Genomic DNA, 17613 nt, shown 5'->3' on the forward strand with positions numbered 1-17613 from the left:
CCATGACCGGGTACACCTAGGCCCTACGATCTGCGGGTGGACCACGCCCGCTTCGCCGACCGGGACGCCCGCGGGGTCATCGACGTCCGACACGGCCCGGAAGCCCTCGACGCCATCTCCGGCGAGGGCTTCTGGGCCGTCGTCGCGACCTTCGAGGGCGACGTGACCGCCGTGCGCTTCGCCGAGGTCACCCCGAGGCCGTATGCCGTGAGCAGCAGCGTCCCAGATGGCGCCGTCCCGACCGACGCGGCGTGGCGGCCGCTCGACCGGCGCTGGGCCAGCTCGCTCGACCGGACGGCATACGTCCAGGCCGTCCGCGAGGTGCGCGAGCGCATCGCGGCGGGGACCGTCTACCAGGTCAACGTGTGCCGGGTGCTCAGCCATGCGCTCGACGACGTTGCTGACCTCGACGGGCTCGACACCCTTCTGCGGCAAGGCAACCCAGCCCCGCACGCCGCCCGGGTCCGCTGCGTGGCGGCCGGTCTCGACGTCGTCAGCGCGTCGCCCGAGCTCTTCCTCTCGCGTCGCGACGGACGTCTCGTCACCCGCCCGATCAAGGGGACGGCCGAGACCGCCGAGCAGATGCTGCCCAAGGACTTCGCCGAGAACGTCATGATCGTCGACCTCATGCGCAACGACCTCTCGGGCGTCTGCGAGCCGGGCACGGTGTCGGTCGACGAGCTGTGCGCCCTCGAGCGCCACCCCGGCCTGGTGCACCTCGTGTCCACCGTCAGCGGGCGTCTGCGTGACGGCGTGGGCTGGCCGGACGTCTTCGCGGCCGCCTATCCACCCGGCTCCGTCTCGGGTGCCCCGAAGTCGAGCGCGCTCGACGCGATCCGCGAGCTCGAACCCACCCCGCGGGGCCCGTACTGCGGGGCGGTCGGCTGGGTCGACGCCGACCGGTGCGAGGCGGAGCTCGCCGTCGGCATCCGCACGTTCTGGGCCGAACACGACGACGCCGGAGCGCGGTGGCTGCGGTTCGGCACCGGGGCCGGCATCACGTGGCACTCCGACCCCGAGGGGGAGTGGGCCGAGACCGAGCTCAAGGCGGCCCGCCTCATCGGCCTGGCCGCCGGCACTGTGACACCATGATGACTCCCGTCGGGCGCCTTCCGGGCGGCCGCCGAGCCCCCAGGAAGGGACCATGAGCACGACCACGCGCGTCTGGGTCGACGGCGACCTCGTCGACCCGACCGGCCCCTCCGTCTCGGCCCTGGACCACTCGGTCACGGTCGGTGACGGTGTCTTCGAGACGGCCAAGATCGCCGGAGGGCAGCCGTTCGCCCTGACGCGGCACCACCGACGGCTCGAACGATCCGCCGCCGGGCTCGGGCTGCCGCCGCTCGACCTCGCCTTCGTCGACAAGGGCGTCGCGGCCGTCCTCGACGGGCCCGCCATCGACTTCGGCCGGCTGCGCTACAGCGTCACCGGCGGCATCGGACCGCTCGGCTCGGACCGCGACGACGCCTCCCTGACCTACATCGCGCTGGCGGCCCCGCAGCCGCTCCCGCCCGCGAGCGGGAAGCTGACCGTCGTGCCCTGGACGCGCAACGAGCGCTCGGCCGTCGTCGGGCTCAAGACGACGTCGTACGCCGAGAACGTCGTCGCCCTGGCGCGTGCCAAGGCGGAGGGGGCCGTCGAGGCGGTCTTCGGCAACACCCGTGGCGAGCTGTGCGAGTGCACGGGCAGCAACATCTTCGTCGTGGTCGACGGTGTCGTGCTGACGCCACCGGCCGAGTCGGGGCTGCTGCTCGGGATCACCCGCGAGCTGACGATCGAGTGGGGCCGCGCCGCCGGAATCGAGGTGCGCGAGGAGACGTTGCCGCTCGACGTGCTCCAGAGCGCAGACGAGGTCTTCATCACCAGCTCGACCAAGGACGTCCTGCCGATCCATGCGGTCGACGACCGGATGTTGTCGGCCGACGGCCCCGTGACGAGCGAGCTCCGACGCATCTTCCGGAGCAACGCCGAGCGGGACTGCGACCCGTGACGGCCGACGGTCGGGACGGCGACACGGGCAGGGCGGGGGGCCCGGCGTCCGTCGACTACTCGGACCCGAACGCGACTCTCGACGCGGGCGAGGACCGCTGGGCCTGGCGTGCCCGGCTGCGCCGCAACCCGGTGACCCACGCCATCTGGCGTACCGCCGTCGGCGTCGTCGGAGGCGTCGTCACGGTCGTCGGCCTCATCATGGTCCCCGCGCCGGGTCCGGGCTGGCTCGTCGTCTTCTTCGGACTGCTCATCCTCGCGAGCGAGTTCGAGTTCGCGCAACGCTGGCTCGACTTCGCCCGACGCCACGTCAGCCGGTGGAACGACTGGATCATGGGTCAGGCCGTCTGGGTGCGCGGTGTCGTGGCGCTCGGGACGCTGCTCGTCGTGTGGGGGGTCCTCTGGGGCTATCTCGCCTGGGCCGGCGTCTCGCAGTTCGTCCCGGAGTGGGCCGATCAGCTGCTGACACGGGTGCCGGGGGTCGACTGACATCGCGGCCGGTCGGCCCGCCACCGGGGCGATTTCCGTGCGGACGTCCGCACCGGCTATTGTTTCGATCCGACGCCCCGACGCCCTGTCGGGACAGGGGCGCCCGGACGTGTAGCTCAGCTGGTTAGAGCGCTCGCTTCACACGCGAGAGGTCAGGGGTTCGAGTCCCTTCACGTCCACCCTCGAGAGACCTCGTCGGTCCTCGCGCCCCGCCCGTGTGGCCACGTCGTCACCGGAGTGCTCGCGGCGGTTCCCCTCGGCCGGTGTGAGAGCGGGTGTCAGGGTGCGAACGTGCGGAACGCCCGGTGGAACGCCTCGGCCCTGTTGCCGCCCGGTGTGCGCGGAGCGTTCCTGCCGTCGAGGTAGTCGTTGAATCCGGGCACCGACCGGGTCTGCTCGTCCGACAGCTCGCGGAAGCCCATGCTCCAGTCGGGGAAGTGCCGCTCGTCCACCTGCTCGTGCAGCGCGACCGACACGGACCGGTGGCGGGTGTCGCGCGAGATCCGGGCGAAGGTCTCCTCGACGACGTCGTCGGGACCCTCGAGGGTCTGCACGAAGCTCCCGTCGGCATAGAGGAGCAGCCCGGTCAGGCCGACCGACGCGTTGCGCGACCTCGTGCGCTCGAGCAGCTCGCGCAGGTCGTCCGCGTCGAGCGGAGTCGTCGCCGTGCTGAAGTACGTGAGGGATAGCACCCTGTTCCTCCCGATCCGGCCCGGGCCGGGAGGTTCCCGGGACGGTGCCATCGTCGGGCGCCTCTGCTTGATGCCCGCGCGACATCCTAGACGGGGCACGACCTCGGGCCCGAAGGGACGCGCGGCGTGCCCGGAGTCGTCGCGACCTGCACCCGCCCCACGGACCGGGCAGCCCCGAGTCGCTCACCGTCGAGGCCAGGGACCAAGGCCCCTGCTGTCCCGGGCCCTCAGGGGGTGACGATGAGGTGGGCGCCGGAGTGCGTTCGCGAGGGTCGCTCGGTGCCCAAGTCGAGGGAGGCCGACGATGGTGGTGTTCGACGACCGGGTGGACGCGGGACGACAGCTGTCGCAGCTGCTCGCGAGCCTTCGGGACGAGGACGTCGTCGTCCTCGGACTTCCCCGGGGCGGGGTGCCGGTCGCCGCTGTCGTGGCCGAGTCGCTGGGCGCGCCGCTCGAGGTCATCGTCGTACGCAAGCTCGGGGTCCCCGTCCACCCGGAGCTCGCGATGGGCGCCATCGGCGAGGGCGGCGTCGAGGTCGTCGACCGCGACCTCCTCGCTCGCGCCGGGGTCGGCCCGGAGGACCTGGCGACCGTCGAGCGCCGGGAGCGCGCCGTCCTCGACGCCCGTGTCGAGCGCCTGCGCCGGGGCCGGCTCCGGGTCGACCTGCACGGACGGGTCGCCGTCGTCGTGGACGACGGCATCGCGACCGGCGCCACGGCAAAGGTCGCCTGCATCGTCGCCAGGCAGCTGGGGGCCGAGCGCGTCGTCCTGGCCGTACCCGTCGCGCCGGCCCGGACGGTGAGGGAGCTGACGGAGGCCGACACCGTCGTCTGCGTCTCGACGCCGGAACGCTTCCGCGCCGTGGGCGAGCACTACGAGGACTTCACCCCGACGAGCGACGACGAGGTCGTGACCCTGCTGGAGCGAGCCGACCGCCGCCTGCGGTCGGCGGCTCCCCGGGGCGAACGGCCCGATCGCCGGGAGGGCCCGGAGCGACGGGAGCGGTGAGAGCGGTCGCGACACGACCGATGGGGTCGTGGTGATCCCGGCGGGTCCGGCGCGGTTGGAAGGGCGCCTTCGGCTCTCGGCCGTGCGGGCACCGACCCTGCTCATCGTCGGAGGAGCCGACCGGGAGGTCCTCGCCCTCAGCCGTCGGGCGCGGGAGGCGCTGACCGGCTGCACGTGCCGGCTGGCCGTCGTCCCCGGTGCGACCCACCTCTTCGAGGAGCCGGGGACCCTCCCGCCGGCCGCTGCGCTCGCGCGGGACTGGTTCGTCGAGCACCTCGGTGCGAGCGCCACGGCGTGAGCTCCACGGCGTGGGCTCTCCCGAGGCAGCCTGAGGCTTCCCCACCGGCCACGGAGCGGCTGCGCGGCGTGAGCGTCCGTCGCGGGCTAGCGTGTGCAGCATGATCGCCACGGTCTCGAGCCTCTACATCTATCCCGACTCCGACGCGCCCGGGCAGGAGCTCGACTCGGTCGCGATCACCGAGACGGGCCCGGAGGGCAACCGTGCCAAGAAGCACGCCGTCCACCTCGTGTCGGTCGACGACTACGTCGAGAGCCACCCCAAGGCCAACATCGTGCTCGACATGGACTCCTCGGGGCTCGACAAGCTCGTCGGCCGGGTCGTCCGGCTGGGGGGCTGCACGCTCGAGATCACCCAGGCGCCGTCGCAGTGCGCCGGTGTCTACGCGCGGGTCGTCGAGCCGGGTGAGGTGTCGGTCGACGACGCCCTCCTCGTGGCCGAGCCGGAGTGACGGAGCACGGACGGTCGCGGTCGCCGCGGGTGCGGCTGCGATGACGATCCACACCGAGCACCCCTTCGACACCCCCGACGAGGACCGTGACCCGGTCCGGCGGCTGCGCGGGCGCATCGGTGGCGCCGTCTCGCTGTGGACCTCGGGCGAGGGCATCGAGCGGGTGGGGCTGACCGTCTCGTCCTACCTCGTCGCGACCGGCGACCCCGGCCGGGTCGTCGGGCTGCTCCACCCCGACTCCGACCTGCTCGACGCCCTCGTAGAGACGGGCACGGCCGTCGTCACGCTCCTGGGTGCGCGCGACGAGCGGCTCGCGGACGTCTTCGCGGGCGTCATGCCGGCACCGGGGGGTGCGTTCAGGCTCGTCGAGTGGGAGCAGACCGAGTGGGGGCCGCGACCGAGCCACGCGACGTCATGGATGGGCGTGCGGCTCGACCCGGGCAGCCGGCGCGACGTCGGCTGGTCGGTCCTCGTCGAGGCGACGATCGAGCACGCCGAGGTCGGGGCCGAGGACGCCCCTCTCGTGCACCGTCGCGGTCGCTACCAGCACCCGACCGCGTGACCTGCGTCCGACCCCGCCCGGACGGCATACGCCCTCCGGGCGGTCAGGCCGTCCCCGACATCTCCGTGGTGAGCAGGCCCTCGGGGATCCCGAAGGCCTCGACGAGCGTCGTCGCGTGGGGGCGCAGCTCCGTGCAGACGTCGTTGACGAGCGCGGTGAGCGCCTTGGCGCGAGCCGGGCTCAGCCGGTCGTGCTCGAGGTACCACGCCTTGTGCCGCTCGATCGTCGAGAGCGCGTAGAGGTCGCAGACACGCGCCAGCACGCCGCGGGCGCTCTCGTCGGCGCACGCCTCGACCGAGGCGGCGAAGGTCTCGGCGAGCATTCGCTCGACGTGGGCGGTCGCGGCATCGACGAGGTGGTCCTGGCTCGCGTTGAACACGGCGAACGCATCGGCTCCCGGCGCCGTGGCTCGCCGCAACCGGCGGGCGAGCCCCTCGACGAGGTGCTCCTCGCGCTCGCGCAGCAGTCGCAGCTGCGTGCCCCGGATCCCGAAGGTGACGTCCTCCTCGCGACCCGGGGCCGCGTCGACGAGCCGTTGGATGATCCCCCGCGCCGACGAGCGCTCGATGACGGTGCCCCCGACGAGCCGGGCGCCGAACCGGACGATGCCGGCCGTGTCGAGGTCGCCGAACGTGGCCTGGTAGTCGGCGAGGAGCGACTTGGCGACGAGCTGGAGCAGGACGGTGTTGTCGCCCTCGAACGTCGTGAAGATGTCGGTGTCGGCCTTGAGCGCGGCGAGGCGGTTGGCCCAGAGGTAGCCTGCGCCACCGCACAGCTCGCGGCACTCCTGGATGGTGTCGGTCGCGTGGCGCGTCGTCAGCACCTTGATGCCCGCGGCCCGGGTCTCGAGCAGTCGCTGGTCGTGCTCGCTGGTCGCGCGCCCGGCGAGCACGTCGTCCATCGCCGAGACGAGCTCGTGCTGGGCGAGCTGGAGGGCGTATGCCGTGGCGATCCTCGGCAGCAGCCGCCGTTGGTAGGTGCGGTAGTCGAGGACCGTCGTCTCCACGTCGCTCCCGGGGGCCGCGAACTGACGCCGCCCCACGGCATACCTCGTCGTGACGGCGAGCGCCGAGCGGGCAGCCGCCCCGGCGCCACCGGCGACCGAGATGCGTCCCCGGACGAGGGTGCCGAGCATCGTGAAGAAGCGGCGTCCCGGGTTGTCGATGGGGCTCGCGTAGGTGCCGTCCTCGCCGATGTCGCCGTAGCGGCCGAGCAGGTTGGTGCGCGGGACCCGGACGTGGTCGAAGAGGAGGCGGCCGTTGTCGACGCCACCCAGGCCGAGCTTGGGACCGCAGTCCTCGATGGTGACGCCCCTTGCGGGAGTGCCGGACTCGTCGCGAATCGGGACGAGGACGCAGTGCACCCCCCGAGACTCGCCGTCGACGACGAGCTGGGCGAAGACGGCTGCGAGCCGTCCGTCCCGGGCGGCGTTGCCGATGTAGTCCTTGCGTGCGGCAGGCCCGGGCGAGTGGACGACGAGCTCGTCCGACGCAGGATCGAACGTCGCGGTCGTCAGGAGGTTCTGCACGTCGCTGCCGTGGCCGGTCTCGGTCATCGCGAAGCACCCCTGCAGCTCGCCCGAGATGATGCGGGGCAACAGGTCGTCGTGGCGGCTGGTCCCGAGGAGCGACACGGCGCCCCCGAAGAGACCCCACTGGACGCCGGCCTTGACGAAGAGCGAGAGGTCGGAGTGCCCGAGCATCTCGAACGCGGCGACCGCCTCGCCATAGCGCGCCGTCCCACCCTGGTGTTCCGGAAAGCCATGGGCCGCATAGGGCTGCGACGCCAGGTCGGCCATCTGCGAGGCGACGCGGGCTCGGTGCTCTTCCATGGGAAGGGGCGCGGGCAGGGCCCCGAAGGTCGCCGGGTCGAGGGCGCGGCAGTGCTCGCGCACGGCGCCGAACGGGCCGTTGAGGTGGCGTCGCAGCGCGGCGGTGAGAGCGCCGGACGGGTCGGGTGCGGGCTGGGTGGGGGAGTCGGTGGCCGTCGACATCGAATGCCTTCCGGTCTGGACCTCAGGAGGTCGGGGTGGAGGTCGTGGTGGTCGGGGACGTGAGGACGGGAGCGAGCCCGTGCCACGCGAGCTCGGTGAGCGAGGCGACGACGTCGGCCCGAGGTGCCCGGTCGCCCTCGGCCGTGGCCAGCCAGTCGTCGGCGACGGCGCGGACCGAGCCGACGAGCGCGATGGCCCAGGTGCGGGCCCGGGACGGGTCCGTGCCGGGAGCGGTCAGGGACTCCAGCAGCAGGCCGGTGAGCTGGTCGGTGACCTGGTCGACGGTGCCGCCCACCGGGTCGTCCGTCAGGGGCAGGTCGACGAGGGGACGGTTGACGACGAACCGGTAGACCTCGGTGTCGGACTCGACGAGGGCGAGGTAGGCATCGACGGTCGACGCGACGAGCTCGCGCGGACCGACGGCCTGGGAGTCCGCGGAGTCCGCGGAGTCCGGGGAGTCAGTGGGGTCCGGGGCGTGCGAGCGGGCGAGGGCGGCCCCGACGTTGCGGACGACGCGGCCGTCGATGCGGGCTGCGACCGCCCGGTAGAGCCCCGCCTTGTCCTCGAAGTGGCGGTAGATCACGGTCTTGGACGTGCCGGCCTCAGCGGCGATGTCGTCCATGCCGACGCCGGCCCCGTGGGCGCGGATGGCGCGGATCGTCGCGTCCACCAGGGCTGTTCGGCGCTCCTCGCGGTGCCGCTCCCAGCGGGCGTCGCGTCCGTCCCGGGTCGGGGTGCGCGTTCCCGCAGAGGTGGCCACGTCGTCGTCCATGTCACGAAAGTAACAGGTACTGCCTGTATCGACTACTGGCAGTTTCGGATACCTTGGAACCGACGACAGGTTCGACCCCGACCCCAGGAGAGATCCATGGCATCCCAGTCCGCCCAGAGGACCGCCCCCCGCGCGCCGCGCCGTGTCGCGATCGTCGGGGGCAACCGCATCCCCTTCGCCCGGTCCAACGGCCCCTACGCCAAGGCCTCCAACCAGGACATGCTCACCGCGGCCGTCGACGGGCTCGTCGCGCGTCACGGACTCGCCGGCGAGCGACTCGGCGAGGTCGTCGCCGGAGCAGTCCTCAAGCACAGCCGCGACTTCAACCTCACGCGCGAGACCGTACTCGGCACGCGCCTCGACCCGACGACGCCGGCCTACGACATCCAGCAGGCCTGCGGTACCGGTCTGGAGGCGGCGATCCTCGTGGCCAACAAGATCGCCCTGGGCCAGGTCGACGCCGGCATCGCCGGAGGGGTGGACAGCGCCAGCGACGCCCCCATCGCCGTGAGCGAGGGCCTGCGCCGGACGCTCCTGGCCGCCAACCGCGCCCGGTCGGCGGGCGAGCGCGCCAAGGCGCTGGCGGGGCTGCGTCCCGCCCACCTGGTGCCCGCCATCCCGGAGAACGTCGAGCCGCGCACGGGTCTGTCGATGGGCGAGCACATGGCGCTGACGGCCGCCCAGTGGGGCATCACCCGCGAGGCCCAGGACGAGCTCGCGGCGGCGAGCCACCAGCACCTCGCCGCAGCCTACGAGCGCGGCTTCTTCGACTACCTCGTCACGCCGTACCTCGGAGTCTCACGTGACACTAACCTGCGGCCGGACTCCAGCGTGGAGAAGCTGTCCACCCTGAAGCCCGCGTTCGGCAAGGGCGACGGCGCGACGATGACGGCCGGCAACTCGACGCCGCTCACCGACGGCGCGTCGGCCGTGCTCCTCGCGAGCGAGGAGTGGGCGGCCGAGCACCGGCTGACACCGCTCGCCTGGTTCGTCGACGCCGAGACCGCTGCCGTCGACTACGTCCACGGCCACGAGGGGCTGCTCATGGCGCCCGCGTATGCCGTGCCGCGGCTGCTCGCCCGAAACGGACTGACCTTGCAGGACTTCGACTTCTACGAGATCCACGAGGCGTTCGCCGCCACGGTGCTCACGACCCTCAAGGCCTGGGAGGATCCCGACTTCTGCCGCGAGCGTCTCGGGCTCGAGGCGCCGCTCGGCTCGATCGACCGGAGCCGGCTCAACGTCAACGGCTCGTCGCTGGCGGCGGGTCACCCGTTCGCCGCGACCGGCGGGCGCATCGTGGCCTCGCTCGCCAAGCAGCTCAAGGAGGCGGGCGGTGGCCGAGGCCTCATCTCCATCTGCGCCGCCGGCGGCCAGGGCGTCGTCGCGATCCTGGAGGCATGAGCATGACCGACCTGTTCACGACCATCGTCAGCTCACCCGTGGCCAAGCGAGTCGGCGTCCCCCAGCCGACCCGGCTGCGACGCTACGAGCCGGGCCTCCCGCTGTGCGAGGGACCCGTCCTCGTCGCCGGTGGTGGCCGGTTCGCCGAGGGCATCGCCTCCTGGCTGGCTCGCGCCGGGGTCGCGACCGTGTCGACGGCGGCCGACGCGGAGGGCAAGATCGGTGCCGTCGTGCTCGACCTCAGCGCCGCCGCCGATCCCGGTGAGCTCGACCAGCTGCGCCTGCTGGGGGCCCCGGCCGTCAAGGCGCTGAAGCGCAACGGGCGCGTCGTCGTCATCGGCACCGACCCGGCGACGCTCACCGACGTCGCCGAGGTGACCACCCAGCGAGCCCTCGAGGGCGCCGTGCGATCGCTCGGCAAGGAGCTGCGCGCGGGAGCCACCGCCAACCTCGTCCTCGCGCAGGGCGACGCGCCGGACGGCGTCCGCTCCGCCGTCGAGTTCTTCCTCTCCGGGCGATCGGCCTACGTCGACGGCCAGGTCGTGCGGGTCGACGAGTCCACGAGCGGTGAGGTCGACGCGCTCCGCCCGCTCGAGGGCAAGGTCGCCGTCGTCACCGGTGCCGCACGAGGCATCGGAGCGGAGATCGCCACGGTGCTCGCACGCGACGGTGCGACCGTCGTGGCGGTCGACGTGCCCGCCGCCGGCGATGCCCTGGCCCGCGTGGCCAACGAGGTGAAGGGGACCGCGCTCCAGCTCGACGTGACCTCCGACGACGCGGGCCGTCGGATCGTGGAGCACGCCACGGCGCGCCACGGCGGCCTCGACATCGTCGTGCACAACGCCGGCATCACGCGCGACAAGCTCTTCGTCAACATGGACGACGCCCGCTGGCGCAGCGTCATGGACGTCAACCTCCGCTCGGTCCTGCGGATGAACGACGCGATCCTCGGCGAAGGTGGCCTGGCCGACGGCGGCCGGATCGTCTGCGTCGCCTCGATCGCGGGCATCGCCGGCAACCGCGGCCAGACGAACTACGGCGCGAGCAAGGCCGGCGTCATCGGCCTCGTCACGGCGTTGTCGCGCCAGGTCGCCGACCGTGGGATCACGGTCAACGCCGTCGCTCCCGGGTTCATCGAGACGGAGATGACCGCGCGGATCCCGTTTGCCACGAGGGAGATCGGGCGTCGCATGAACTCCCTCCAGCAGGGGGGACAGCCCAAGGACGTCGCAGAGACCATCGCGTGGTTCGTCCAGCCCGGCGCCGCCGCCGTGACCGGCCAGGTCGTCCGCGTCTGCGGGCAGAGCCTGCTCGGCGCGTGAGGGGGAGTGACGCCGCGATGACCAAGGAGATCACGCTCGACGGAGCCCCCGACCTGCGCCGCATCTACGCGACCGCGGCGCTGCGGCGGGGCAACGACAGCGACACCCTGCCCGACGTGCGCTACTCGCGAGCCGGCATACGCGTCGACGTCGACGACCTCGTCGCCTACTCGCGCGTGTGCCGGTTCCCGGTGACCGGAGCCCTGCCGTCGACGTACCTCCACCTCGTCGCCTTCCCCCTCCAGATGCAGGTCATGAGCGGAGACCGCTTTCCCCTGCCGCTGCTCGGCGCCGTGCACGTCGAGAACCGCATCGAGGCCACCCGGCCCGTCGGGGTCGACGAGCCGCTGGACGTCTCGGTCTGGGCGCAGGACCTCCGCCCGCACCGCCGTGGGCGCCAGGTCGACCTCGTGTCCGAGGCCTCGGTCCGAGGCGAGACGGTCTGGCGCGGCATCAGCACCTATCTCTCGCGCGGCACCGAGCACGCGGACACCGAGTCGTCCGACCCACCCTCGACGGAGCAGCTCGCATCCGTAGGCGCCGGCCCGCTCTGGCTGCTCGCCGAGGGCACCGGCCGGTCGTATGCCGCGGTGTCGGGTGACTGGAACCCCATCCACGTGCACGCTCTCACGGCCAGGCCGCTCGGCTTCCCCACCGCGATCGCGCACGGGATGTACTCCTACGCACGGGTGCTCGCGTCGCTCGGTCCGAGGCTTCCCGCGTCGGGACTGACGAGCCGGGTGTGGTTCCGCAAGCCGGTGCGGCTCCCGTCGACCGTGCGCCTGCGGACCGCCTTCGAGCGCTCACGCACCCTGTCGGTGCTCGAGAACGCCACGGGCGAGATCGAGCACGCCGTCGTCGAGAACAGCTGGTGACCCCTGCTTCCCGCCCCCTGAGAGCCAAACCGCGTCGCCCGCCCCGTCGCTGTCTCGATACCCTTGCGGGGCCGCACCTGAGCGGCGCCACCCAGGACCCGTCACCCACGACGGGTCCCTGTCGAACGAGGAGCACCAACCGTGTCTGCACAGATCACCGTCACCGTCGCCGGAAGCGAGCGATCGGTCGCGGAGCAGACGACGGCGGGTGAGCTCTTCGAGGGTGACCGCGCCGTCGTCGTCGCGCGCGTCAACGGTCAGCTGCGCGACCTGTTCCACATCCTCGCCGAGGGCGATGTCGTCGAGCCCGTGACTGTCGACAGTGAGGACGGGCTCGCCGTCCTGCGCCACTCGACCGCCCACGTGCTCGCCCAGGCCGTGCAGTCGCTCCACGCGGACGCCAAGCTCGGCATCGGCCCGCCCATCCGAGACGGCTTCTACTACGACTTCGACGTCGAGACCCCCTTCAATCCCGATGACCTCAAGGCCCTCGAGAAGGCCATGCAGAAGATCATCAACGAGGGACAGACCTTCGCCCGCCGGGTCGTCACCGACGCCGACGCGCTCGAGGAGCTCAAGGACGAGCCGTACAAGTGCGAGCTCGTCGGCCTCAAGGGCGGCAACGCCGACGAGGCCGCCGAAGGCGCCGGGGTCGAGGTGGGCGCCGGCGAGCTGACGATCTACGACAACATCCGACGTGACGGCACGCGTGCGTGGGGCGACCTGTGCCGCGGTCCGCACATCCCCAGCACCAAGCTCATCGGCAACGCCTTCAAGCTGATGCGCTCGGCAGCCGCGTACTGGCGTGGCTCGGAGAAGAACCCGCAGCTGCAGCGCGTCTACGGCACCGCGTGGCCGACGAAGGACGAGCTCAAGGCCTACCTCGACCGGCTCGCCGAGGCCGAGCGGCGCGACCACCGTCGCATCGGCGCCGAGATGGACCTCTTCAGCTTCCCCGACGAGCTGGGCTCCGGCCTCGTCGTGTTCCACCCCAAGGGTGGTGTCATCAAGCGGGAGATGGAGGACTACGTCCGCCGTCGGCACATCGAGGAGGGCTTCTCCTACGTCGGCACCCCGCACATCAGCAAGGAGGCGCTGTTCCACACCTCCGGGCACCTGCCGTACTACGCCGACACGATGTTCCCGCCCATGGAGCTCGAGGGGGCGAAGTACCAGCTCAAGGCGATGAGCTGCCCCATGCACAACCTCATCTACCAGTCGCGCGGCCGCTCGTACCGTGAGCTGCCCCTGCGCCTCTTCGAGTTCGGCGGCGTCTACCGCTACGAGAAGTCCGGTGTCGTGCACGGCCTGACCCGCGTGCGCGGCATGACGCAGGACGACTCGCACAGCTACGTCACCGCCGAGCAGGCTCCGGGGGAGATCAAGCACCTGCTCGACTTCGTGCTCGGCCTGCTCAAGGACTTCGGCCTCGACGACTTCTACCTCGAGCTGTCGACCCGCGACACCGAGGGCGAGAAGTCCTCGAAGTTCATCGGGTCCGACGAGCAGTGGGAGGTCGCGACGAAGGTCCTCGAGGACGTCGCCACCGCCTCCGGTCTCGAGCTCGTGCCCGACCCGGGCGGTGCGGCCTTCTACGGCCCGAAGATCTCGGTGCAGGCGCGTGACGCCATCGGTCGCACCTGGCAGATGTCGACGATCCAGTACGACTTCAACCAGCCCGAGCGCTTCGGCCTCGAGTACCAGGCCGCCGACGGCACCCGGCAGCAGCCGGTCATGATCCACTCGGCCAAGTTCGGCTCGATCGAGCGCTTCCTCGGGGTGCTCGTCGAGCACTACGCCGGAGCCTTCCCGGTGTGGCTGGCGCCCGTCCAGGCGCTGGGCGTGCCGGTCGCGGAGGACTACGCCGACTACCTCGGTGAGGTGCTGGAGCGTTTGAAGCGCAAGGGAGTTCGCGTCGAGCTCGACGCCAGCGACGACCGCTTCCCGAAGAAGATCCGCAACGCGAGCAAGTCGAAGGTCCCCTTCACGCTCATCGCCGGCGAGGAGGACAAGGCCGCGGGCGCCGTGTCGTTCCGCTACCGCGACGGCTCGCAGAAGAACGGCGTCCCGGTCGACGACGCGATCGCCGAGATCCTGGCCGCGATCGAGAGCCGCGCCCAGGTCTGAGGCCGCCGGCCACGACGGCGTATGCCGTGTGGTGACGCGGGAGGAGCCCTTGCCGACCTCGTCGGCGGGGGCTCCTTCGCTGCGCGCGGGGCGGCCGTGGCCGCGGACGGGGCACACGGCATACGACCTCTTTGTCCGATGTCCGGCGTCCATCGGACAGGACAGGCGTCTCGGGTTGCCGGTCACACCGGACGACACGAGTCTCGGGAAGGACACCGTCGTCGCCCTCCCCGAAGGAACGTCCATGCGCACCGTGCTCCGCTCGCTCGGCACCGTCGTCCTCGCCGCCACCGCCCTCGGGCCGGTCCTGCCGTCGGACGCACCCCCGACAGCGGCGGCTGCCGCACCGCTCGTCGGCTCCGTCAACCCGTTCATCGGCACCCAGGACAACGGCAACACCTTCCCGGGTGCCAGCGCGCCGTTCGGGATGGTGCAGGTCAGCCCGGACACCGGGGGAGAGGGGGGCTACGACTACTCGCAGAAGTCGATCTACGGCTTCAGCCAGACCCACCTGTCCGGCGTCGGCTGCCCCGTCGTGGGGGAGCTGCCCGTCATGCCGACGAGCGGGGCCGTCACGAGCGTCGACCCCTCGCGCTACGCGTCGACCTACTCCCACTCCGACGAGGAGGCGAGCCCCGGCTACTACCGTGTCGGCCTGCCGACCTACGGCGTCACGGCCGAGCTGACGGCGACGGACCGCACGGGGTGGCAGCGGTTCACCTTCCCGGCCGACAAGGCCGCGAACGTCCTGCTCAACACGGGCAAGGCCAACATGCGGGTCTTCGACTCCGAGGTCCACGTCGTCGGCGACCGCGTCGTCGAGGGCCGCATCCACGACGGCAACTTCTGCGCCGGCAAGGACGAGCACACCGTCTACTTCCGCGCCGAGTTCGACCGTCCCTTCAGCTCGTTCAGCACCTGGAGCGGGTCCACGCTGACCGCCGGCGCCCGCGACGCGGCCACCACGGCAGGTGGCAACGGCGCGGCACTGACGTTCCCGTCCGGCACGACCTCGGTCACGATGAAGGTCGGCCTCAGCTACACGGGGGCGGACGGTGCCCGCGCCAACCTCTCCCGGGAGACCGGCGGCGGCTTCGACTTCGACGCGACCCGGGCGGCGCTGACCCAGCGCTGGGAGGAGCAGCTCGGCCACGCGCGCATCACGGGCGGCACGCACGAGCGCAGGACGGCGTACTACACCGCGCTCTACCACTCGCTCATGCACCCCAACCTCGCCTCGGACGTCGACGGGACCTACCACGGCTGGGACGGCAGGAACCACGTCGCCCAGGGCTACACGCCCCGGCAGAACTTCTCGCTGTGGGACACCTACCGGCCCCAGAACCAGCTGCTCGAGGTGCTCGCCCCAGACGTGGCCCGCGACTCCTACCTCTCGGTGCTCGCCATCGGGCGCGAGGGCGGCTGGCTGCCGCGGTGGGCGCTCGTCAACAGCGAGACGAACATCATGACCGGCGACCCCGTGACGCCGTTCCTCGTCGAGGGCTGGAGCAAGGGCTTCCTCGCCGGCCACGAGGCGGAGGCCTACGCCCTCCTCAAGCAGAACGTGACCAAGCAACCACCTGCCGACAGCCAGTACAACGGGCGCTCGGGCCAGCACTACTACGAGAAGCTCGGCTACATCCCGTTCGGCCTGCGGGTCGGCACCGACTGCGTCTCCCACGGCGGGGACAACGACTGCGCCCACCCGGCCTCGGCGACGATGGAGTACGCCGCGGCTGACGCGTCGCTCGCGATCATGGCCAAGGGACTCGGCCACACCTCCGACGCCTCGATGCTCACCGAGCGCAGCGGCTGGTACAAGAACCTCTGGGACGCCGGCACGCAGTCCTTCCGGCCGAGGATGGCCGACGGCACGTGGCTCGACCCGTACGACCCCGTCGAGGCCTCGCACGCCTTCCACGAGGGCGGCTCCTACCAGTACCAGTGGCTCGCACCGCAGGACCCCGCCGGCCTGGTCAAGCTCATGGGCGGCCGTGCGTCGACGGAGAAGCGGCTCGACGACTTCTTCGCCTACGACAAGCTGCTCGCCGACCCTGCTCGGACGGCCCGGACCGACTGGATCGAGGCGACCTACGCCTACTACAGCAAGCCGACGTACAACCCGAACAACGAGCCCGACCTGCTCGCGCCGTACGTCTACGCGTGGGTGCAGCAGCCGGCCAAGATCGCGACCGTCGCCCGGGCGGCCTTCACCCTCTTCACCGACGGTGCGGACGGCATGACCGGCAACGACGACCTCGGCACCATGAGCGCCTGGTACGTCTTCTCCTCCTGGGGGCTCTACCCGACGATGAGCGGCGCCAACTTCTTCGTCGTCAGCTCTCCCCAGTTCGAGCGCGTCGACATCGACGTCGCCCGACCGGGCTCGGTGAGCACCGGCCAGGGTGGCCGCCTCACGATCACCGCCCCCGGTGTCTCGGACGACCGGCGCTACGTGCAGAGCCTCGAGATCAACGGCAGCAGGAGCACGAAGAGCTGGGTCGACTGGAAGGCCCTGCGCAGCGGCGGCACCATTGCCCACACCGTCGGCACGAGCCCGAGCCGCTGGGGCACGACGCCTGCGGACGTGCCACCGTCGGCGGTGCAGGCGGGCCGCGACCCGCGGCTGTCCCTGTCGATGACGGCACGACCGAACCCTGTCGTCGTGCCCACCGGGGCACGTGAGGCGCGCTTCTCCGTCGACCTCGTGGGCCAGGCGCCCAAGAGCCTCCCCGTCCAGGTGGCGGTCGCAGCACCACAGGGTTGGTCGGCCGCCGTCGGGTCGGGCGGTGACGGGGCGACCGTGCTGCACAGCGACGGTGTCCCGGCCGGCTCCTCGGTGCCGGTGACGCTCCGGCTCCCGGCCGGTCTCGGCGTCGGCTCCCACGAGGTGACCGTCACGTCGTCGGCCCCCGGTGTCGCACCGGTGACGAAGGTCGTCACCGTGCAGCTGCAGCAGGCCCTCGCCTGTGTGCCGGGCGCCGCCGGGTGCGCCGTCGACCTCGCGGCCGCCCGCGACCACGACGGCACCGCCACGGTCGCCGCGCCGAGCGACGGCAACTTCGACGGCAGCGGGTGGAGCTACGACGCCGCCCTGCTGCCCGCGGCGGGCACCTGGGACTGGAACGGCGTCACGTATGCGGCGCCCGTCACGTCCGGCACGACACCGAACTTCGTCGAGGGCGGCGGCCAGACGATCCTCGTGCCCGCAGCGAGCCGCAGTGCGATCCACGTCATCGGGTCGACGCACAACGGCGACGTGTCGACGGCCCTGCGCGTGACCTACACCGACGGGAGCGTGCAGTCGGTGCCGATCTCGCTCACCGACTGGGCGGCCGGCAGCGGTCACAACGGCAACCAGGTCGCCATCGCGATGGACCACCGGATCAAGGGCGGCGCCGGAGTCGACGGACCCCCGGTCCAGCTCTTCGGCACCACCGTGGCCGTGGACCGCTCGAAGCAGCTCCAGTCGATCACGCTGCCCGGCGACGACCGTTTCGAGGTGTATGCCGTGTCGCTCGGCTGAGAGCCGCCCACCGGCTCCGGCGTGGCGCGACCGACACGCCGGACCCGGTCGGTGCCCCGGTGAGAAAGGTGGCGCGAATGTTTCGGAAACGGTTGCGCCCCGGG

General features: G+C 71.9%; 15 protein-coding genes and 1 tRNA gene. 13 read left to right on the forward strand and 3 right to left on the reverse strand.

Features of this window, described 5'->3' with window-relative positions; translation table 11 throughout:
- Positions 1–36 precede the first annotated feature (36 nt).
- The 4 genes from TAE01_RS11280 (at position 37) to TAE01_RS11295 (ending at position 2657) form a co-directional block, all read left to right on the forward strand.
- A complete protein-coding gene (locus TAE01_RS11280; protein WP_147066462.1) occupies positions 37–1092 on the forward strand; it encodes an anthranilate synthase component I family protein in 1056 nt (351 codons plus the stop codon).
- A gap of 52 nt (positions 1093–1144) precedes the next feature.
- Positions 1145–1990, forward strand: coding sequence for an aminotransferase class IV (locus TAE01_RS11285; RefSeq protein WP_147066465.1), 846 nt, complete (start codon positions 1145–1147; stop codon positions 1988–1990).
- On the forward strand, positions 1987–2478 hold the full coding sequence (locus TAE01_RS11290) for a TIGR02611 family protein (protein ID WP_147066467.1): 492 nt from the start codon (positions 1987–1989) through the stop codon (positions 2476–2478). The genes TAE01_RS11285 and TAE01_RS11290 overlap by 4 nt, the downstream gene beginning before the upstream one ends.
- A gap of 105 nt (positions 2479–2583) precedes the next feature.
- Positions 2584–2657, forward strand: a tRNA-Val gene (locus TAE01_RS11295).
- A gap of 99 nt (positions 2658–2756) precedes the next feature.
- Here TAE01_RS11295 and TAE01_RS11300 read toward each other — a convergent pair.
- Positions 2757–3170, reverse strand: coding sequence for a BLUF domain-containing protein (locus TAE01_RS11300; RefSeq protein WP_186815158.1), 414 nt, complete (start codon positions 3168–3170; stop codon positions 2757–2759).
- 304 nt (positions 3171–3474) lie between these two features.
- Between TAE01_RS11300 and TAE01_RS11305 the strand changes: the two genes are divergently transcribed.
- The 4 genes from TAE01_RS11305 to TAE01_RS11315 all read left to right on the forward strand — a co-directional run bounded on the left by TAE01_RS11305 (position 3475) and on the right by TAE01_RS11315 (position 5490).
- A complete protein-coding gene (locus tag TAE01_RS11305) occupies positions 3475–4179 on the forward strand; it encodes a phosphoribosyltransferase (protein WP_246111291.1) in 705 nt (234 codons plus the stop codon).
- Positions 4180–4261: 82 nt separating this feature from the next.
- A complete protein-coding gene (locus tag TAE01_RS20885; RefSeq protein WP_246111292.1) occupies positions 4262–4477 on the forward strand; it encodes an alpha/beta hydrolase family protein in 216 nt (71 codons plus the stop codon).
- Positions 4478–4577: 100 nt separating this feature from the next.
- A complete protein-coding gene (locus TAE01_RS11310; protein ID WP_246111293.1) occupies positions 4578–4928 on the forward strand; it encodes an MOSC domain-containing protein in 351 nt (116 codons plus the stop codon).
- Between the two features lie 40 nt (positions 4929–4968).
- Positions 4969–5490: a flavin reductase family protein gene (locus TAE01_RS11315; RefSeq protein WP_147066473.1), complete on the forward strand. Its 522-nt coding sequence runs from the start codon at positions 4969–4971 to the stop codon at positions 5488–5490.
- Between the two features lie 43 nt (positions 5491–5533).
- Here the strand turns inward: TAE01_RS11315 and TAE01_RS11320 are convergent, their stop codons facing one another.
- Together TAE01_RS11320 and TAE01_RS11325 are read right to left on the reverse strand one after the other, a co-directional pair.
- Entirely contained in the window at positions 5534–7483 is a 1950-nt protein-coding gene (locus TAE01_RS11320; RefSeq protein ID WP_147066475.1) for an acyl-CoA dehydrogenase family protein, read from the reverse strand.
- A 22-nt stretch (positions 7484–7505) separates the two neighbouring features.
- Positions 7506–8255 (reverse strand): TetR/AcrR family transcriptional regulator, encoded by a 750-nt coding sequence (locus TAE01_RS11325; RefSeq protein WP_147066478.1) that lies wholly within the window; start codon positions 8253–8255, stop codon positions 7506–7508.
- Between the two features lie 96 nt (positions 8256–8351).
- On the opposite strand from TAE01_RS11325, the gene TAE01_RS11330 reads away from it, so the two are divergent.
- From TAE01_RS11330 to TAE01_RS11350, 5 genes are all read left to right on the forward strand, one after another.
- Positions 8352–9659: an acetyl-CoA C-acetyltransferase gene (locus tag TAE01_RS11330; protein WP_147066480.1), complete on the forward strand. Its 1308-nt coding sequence runs from the start codon at positions 8352–8354 to the stop codon at positions 9657–9659.
- Between the two features lie 2 nt (positions 9660–9661).
- A complete protein-coding gene (locus TAE01_RS11335; protein WP_222594117.1) occupies positions 9662–10981 on the forward strand; it encodes a 3-oxoacyl-ACP reductase in 1320 nt (439 codons plus the stop codon).
- The gene (locus TAE01_RS11340; RefSeq protein ID WP_246111294.1) at positions 10978–11856 is read left to right on the forward strand and encodes a MaoC family dehydratase; all 879 of its coding nucleotides are present in this window, start codon (positions 10978–10980) and stop codon (positions 11854–11856) included. Before TAE01_RS11335 ends, TAE01_RS11340 begins: the two co-directional genes overlap by 4 nt.
- A 141-nt stretch (positions 11857–11997) precedes the next feature.
- Complete coding sequence (gene thrS, locus TAE01_RS11345) at positions 11998–13983, forward strand: threonine--tRNA ligase (protein ID WP_147066484.1); 1986 nt, start codon at positions 11998–12000, stop codon at positions 13981–13983.
- A gap of 244 nt (positions 13984–14227) precedes the next feature.
- Positions 14228–17509, forward strand: coding sequence for a GH92 family glycosyl hydrolase (locus TAE01_RS11350; RefSeq protein ID WP_147066486.1), 3282 nt, complete (start codon positions 14228–14230; stop codon positions 17507–17509).
- Positions 17510–17613 lie beyond the last annotated feature (104 nt).

The organism is Terrabacter aerolatus (assembly GCF_007991735.1).
Classification (GTDB): Bacteria; Actinomycetota; Actinomycetes; order Actinomycetales; family Dermatophilaceae; genus Terrabacter; species Terrabacter aerolatus.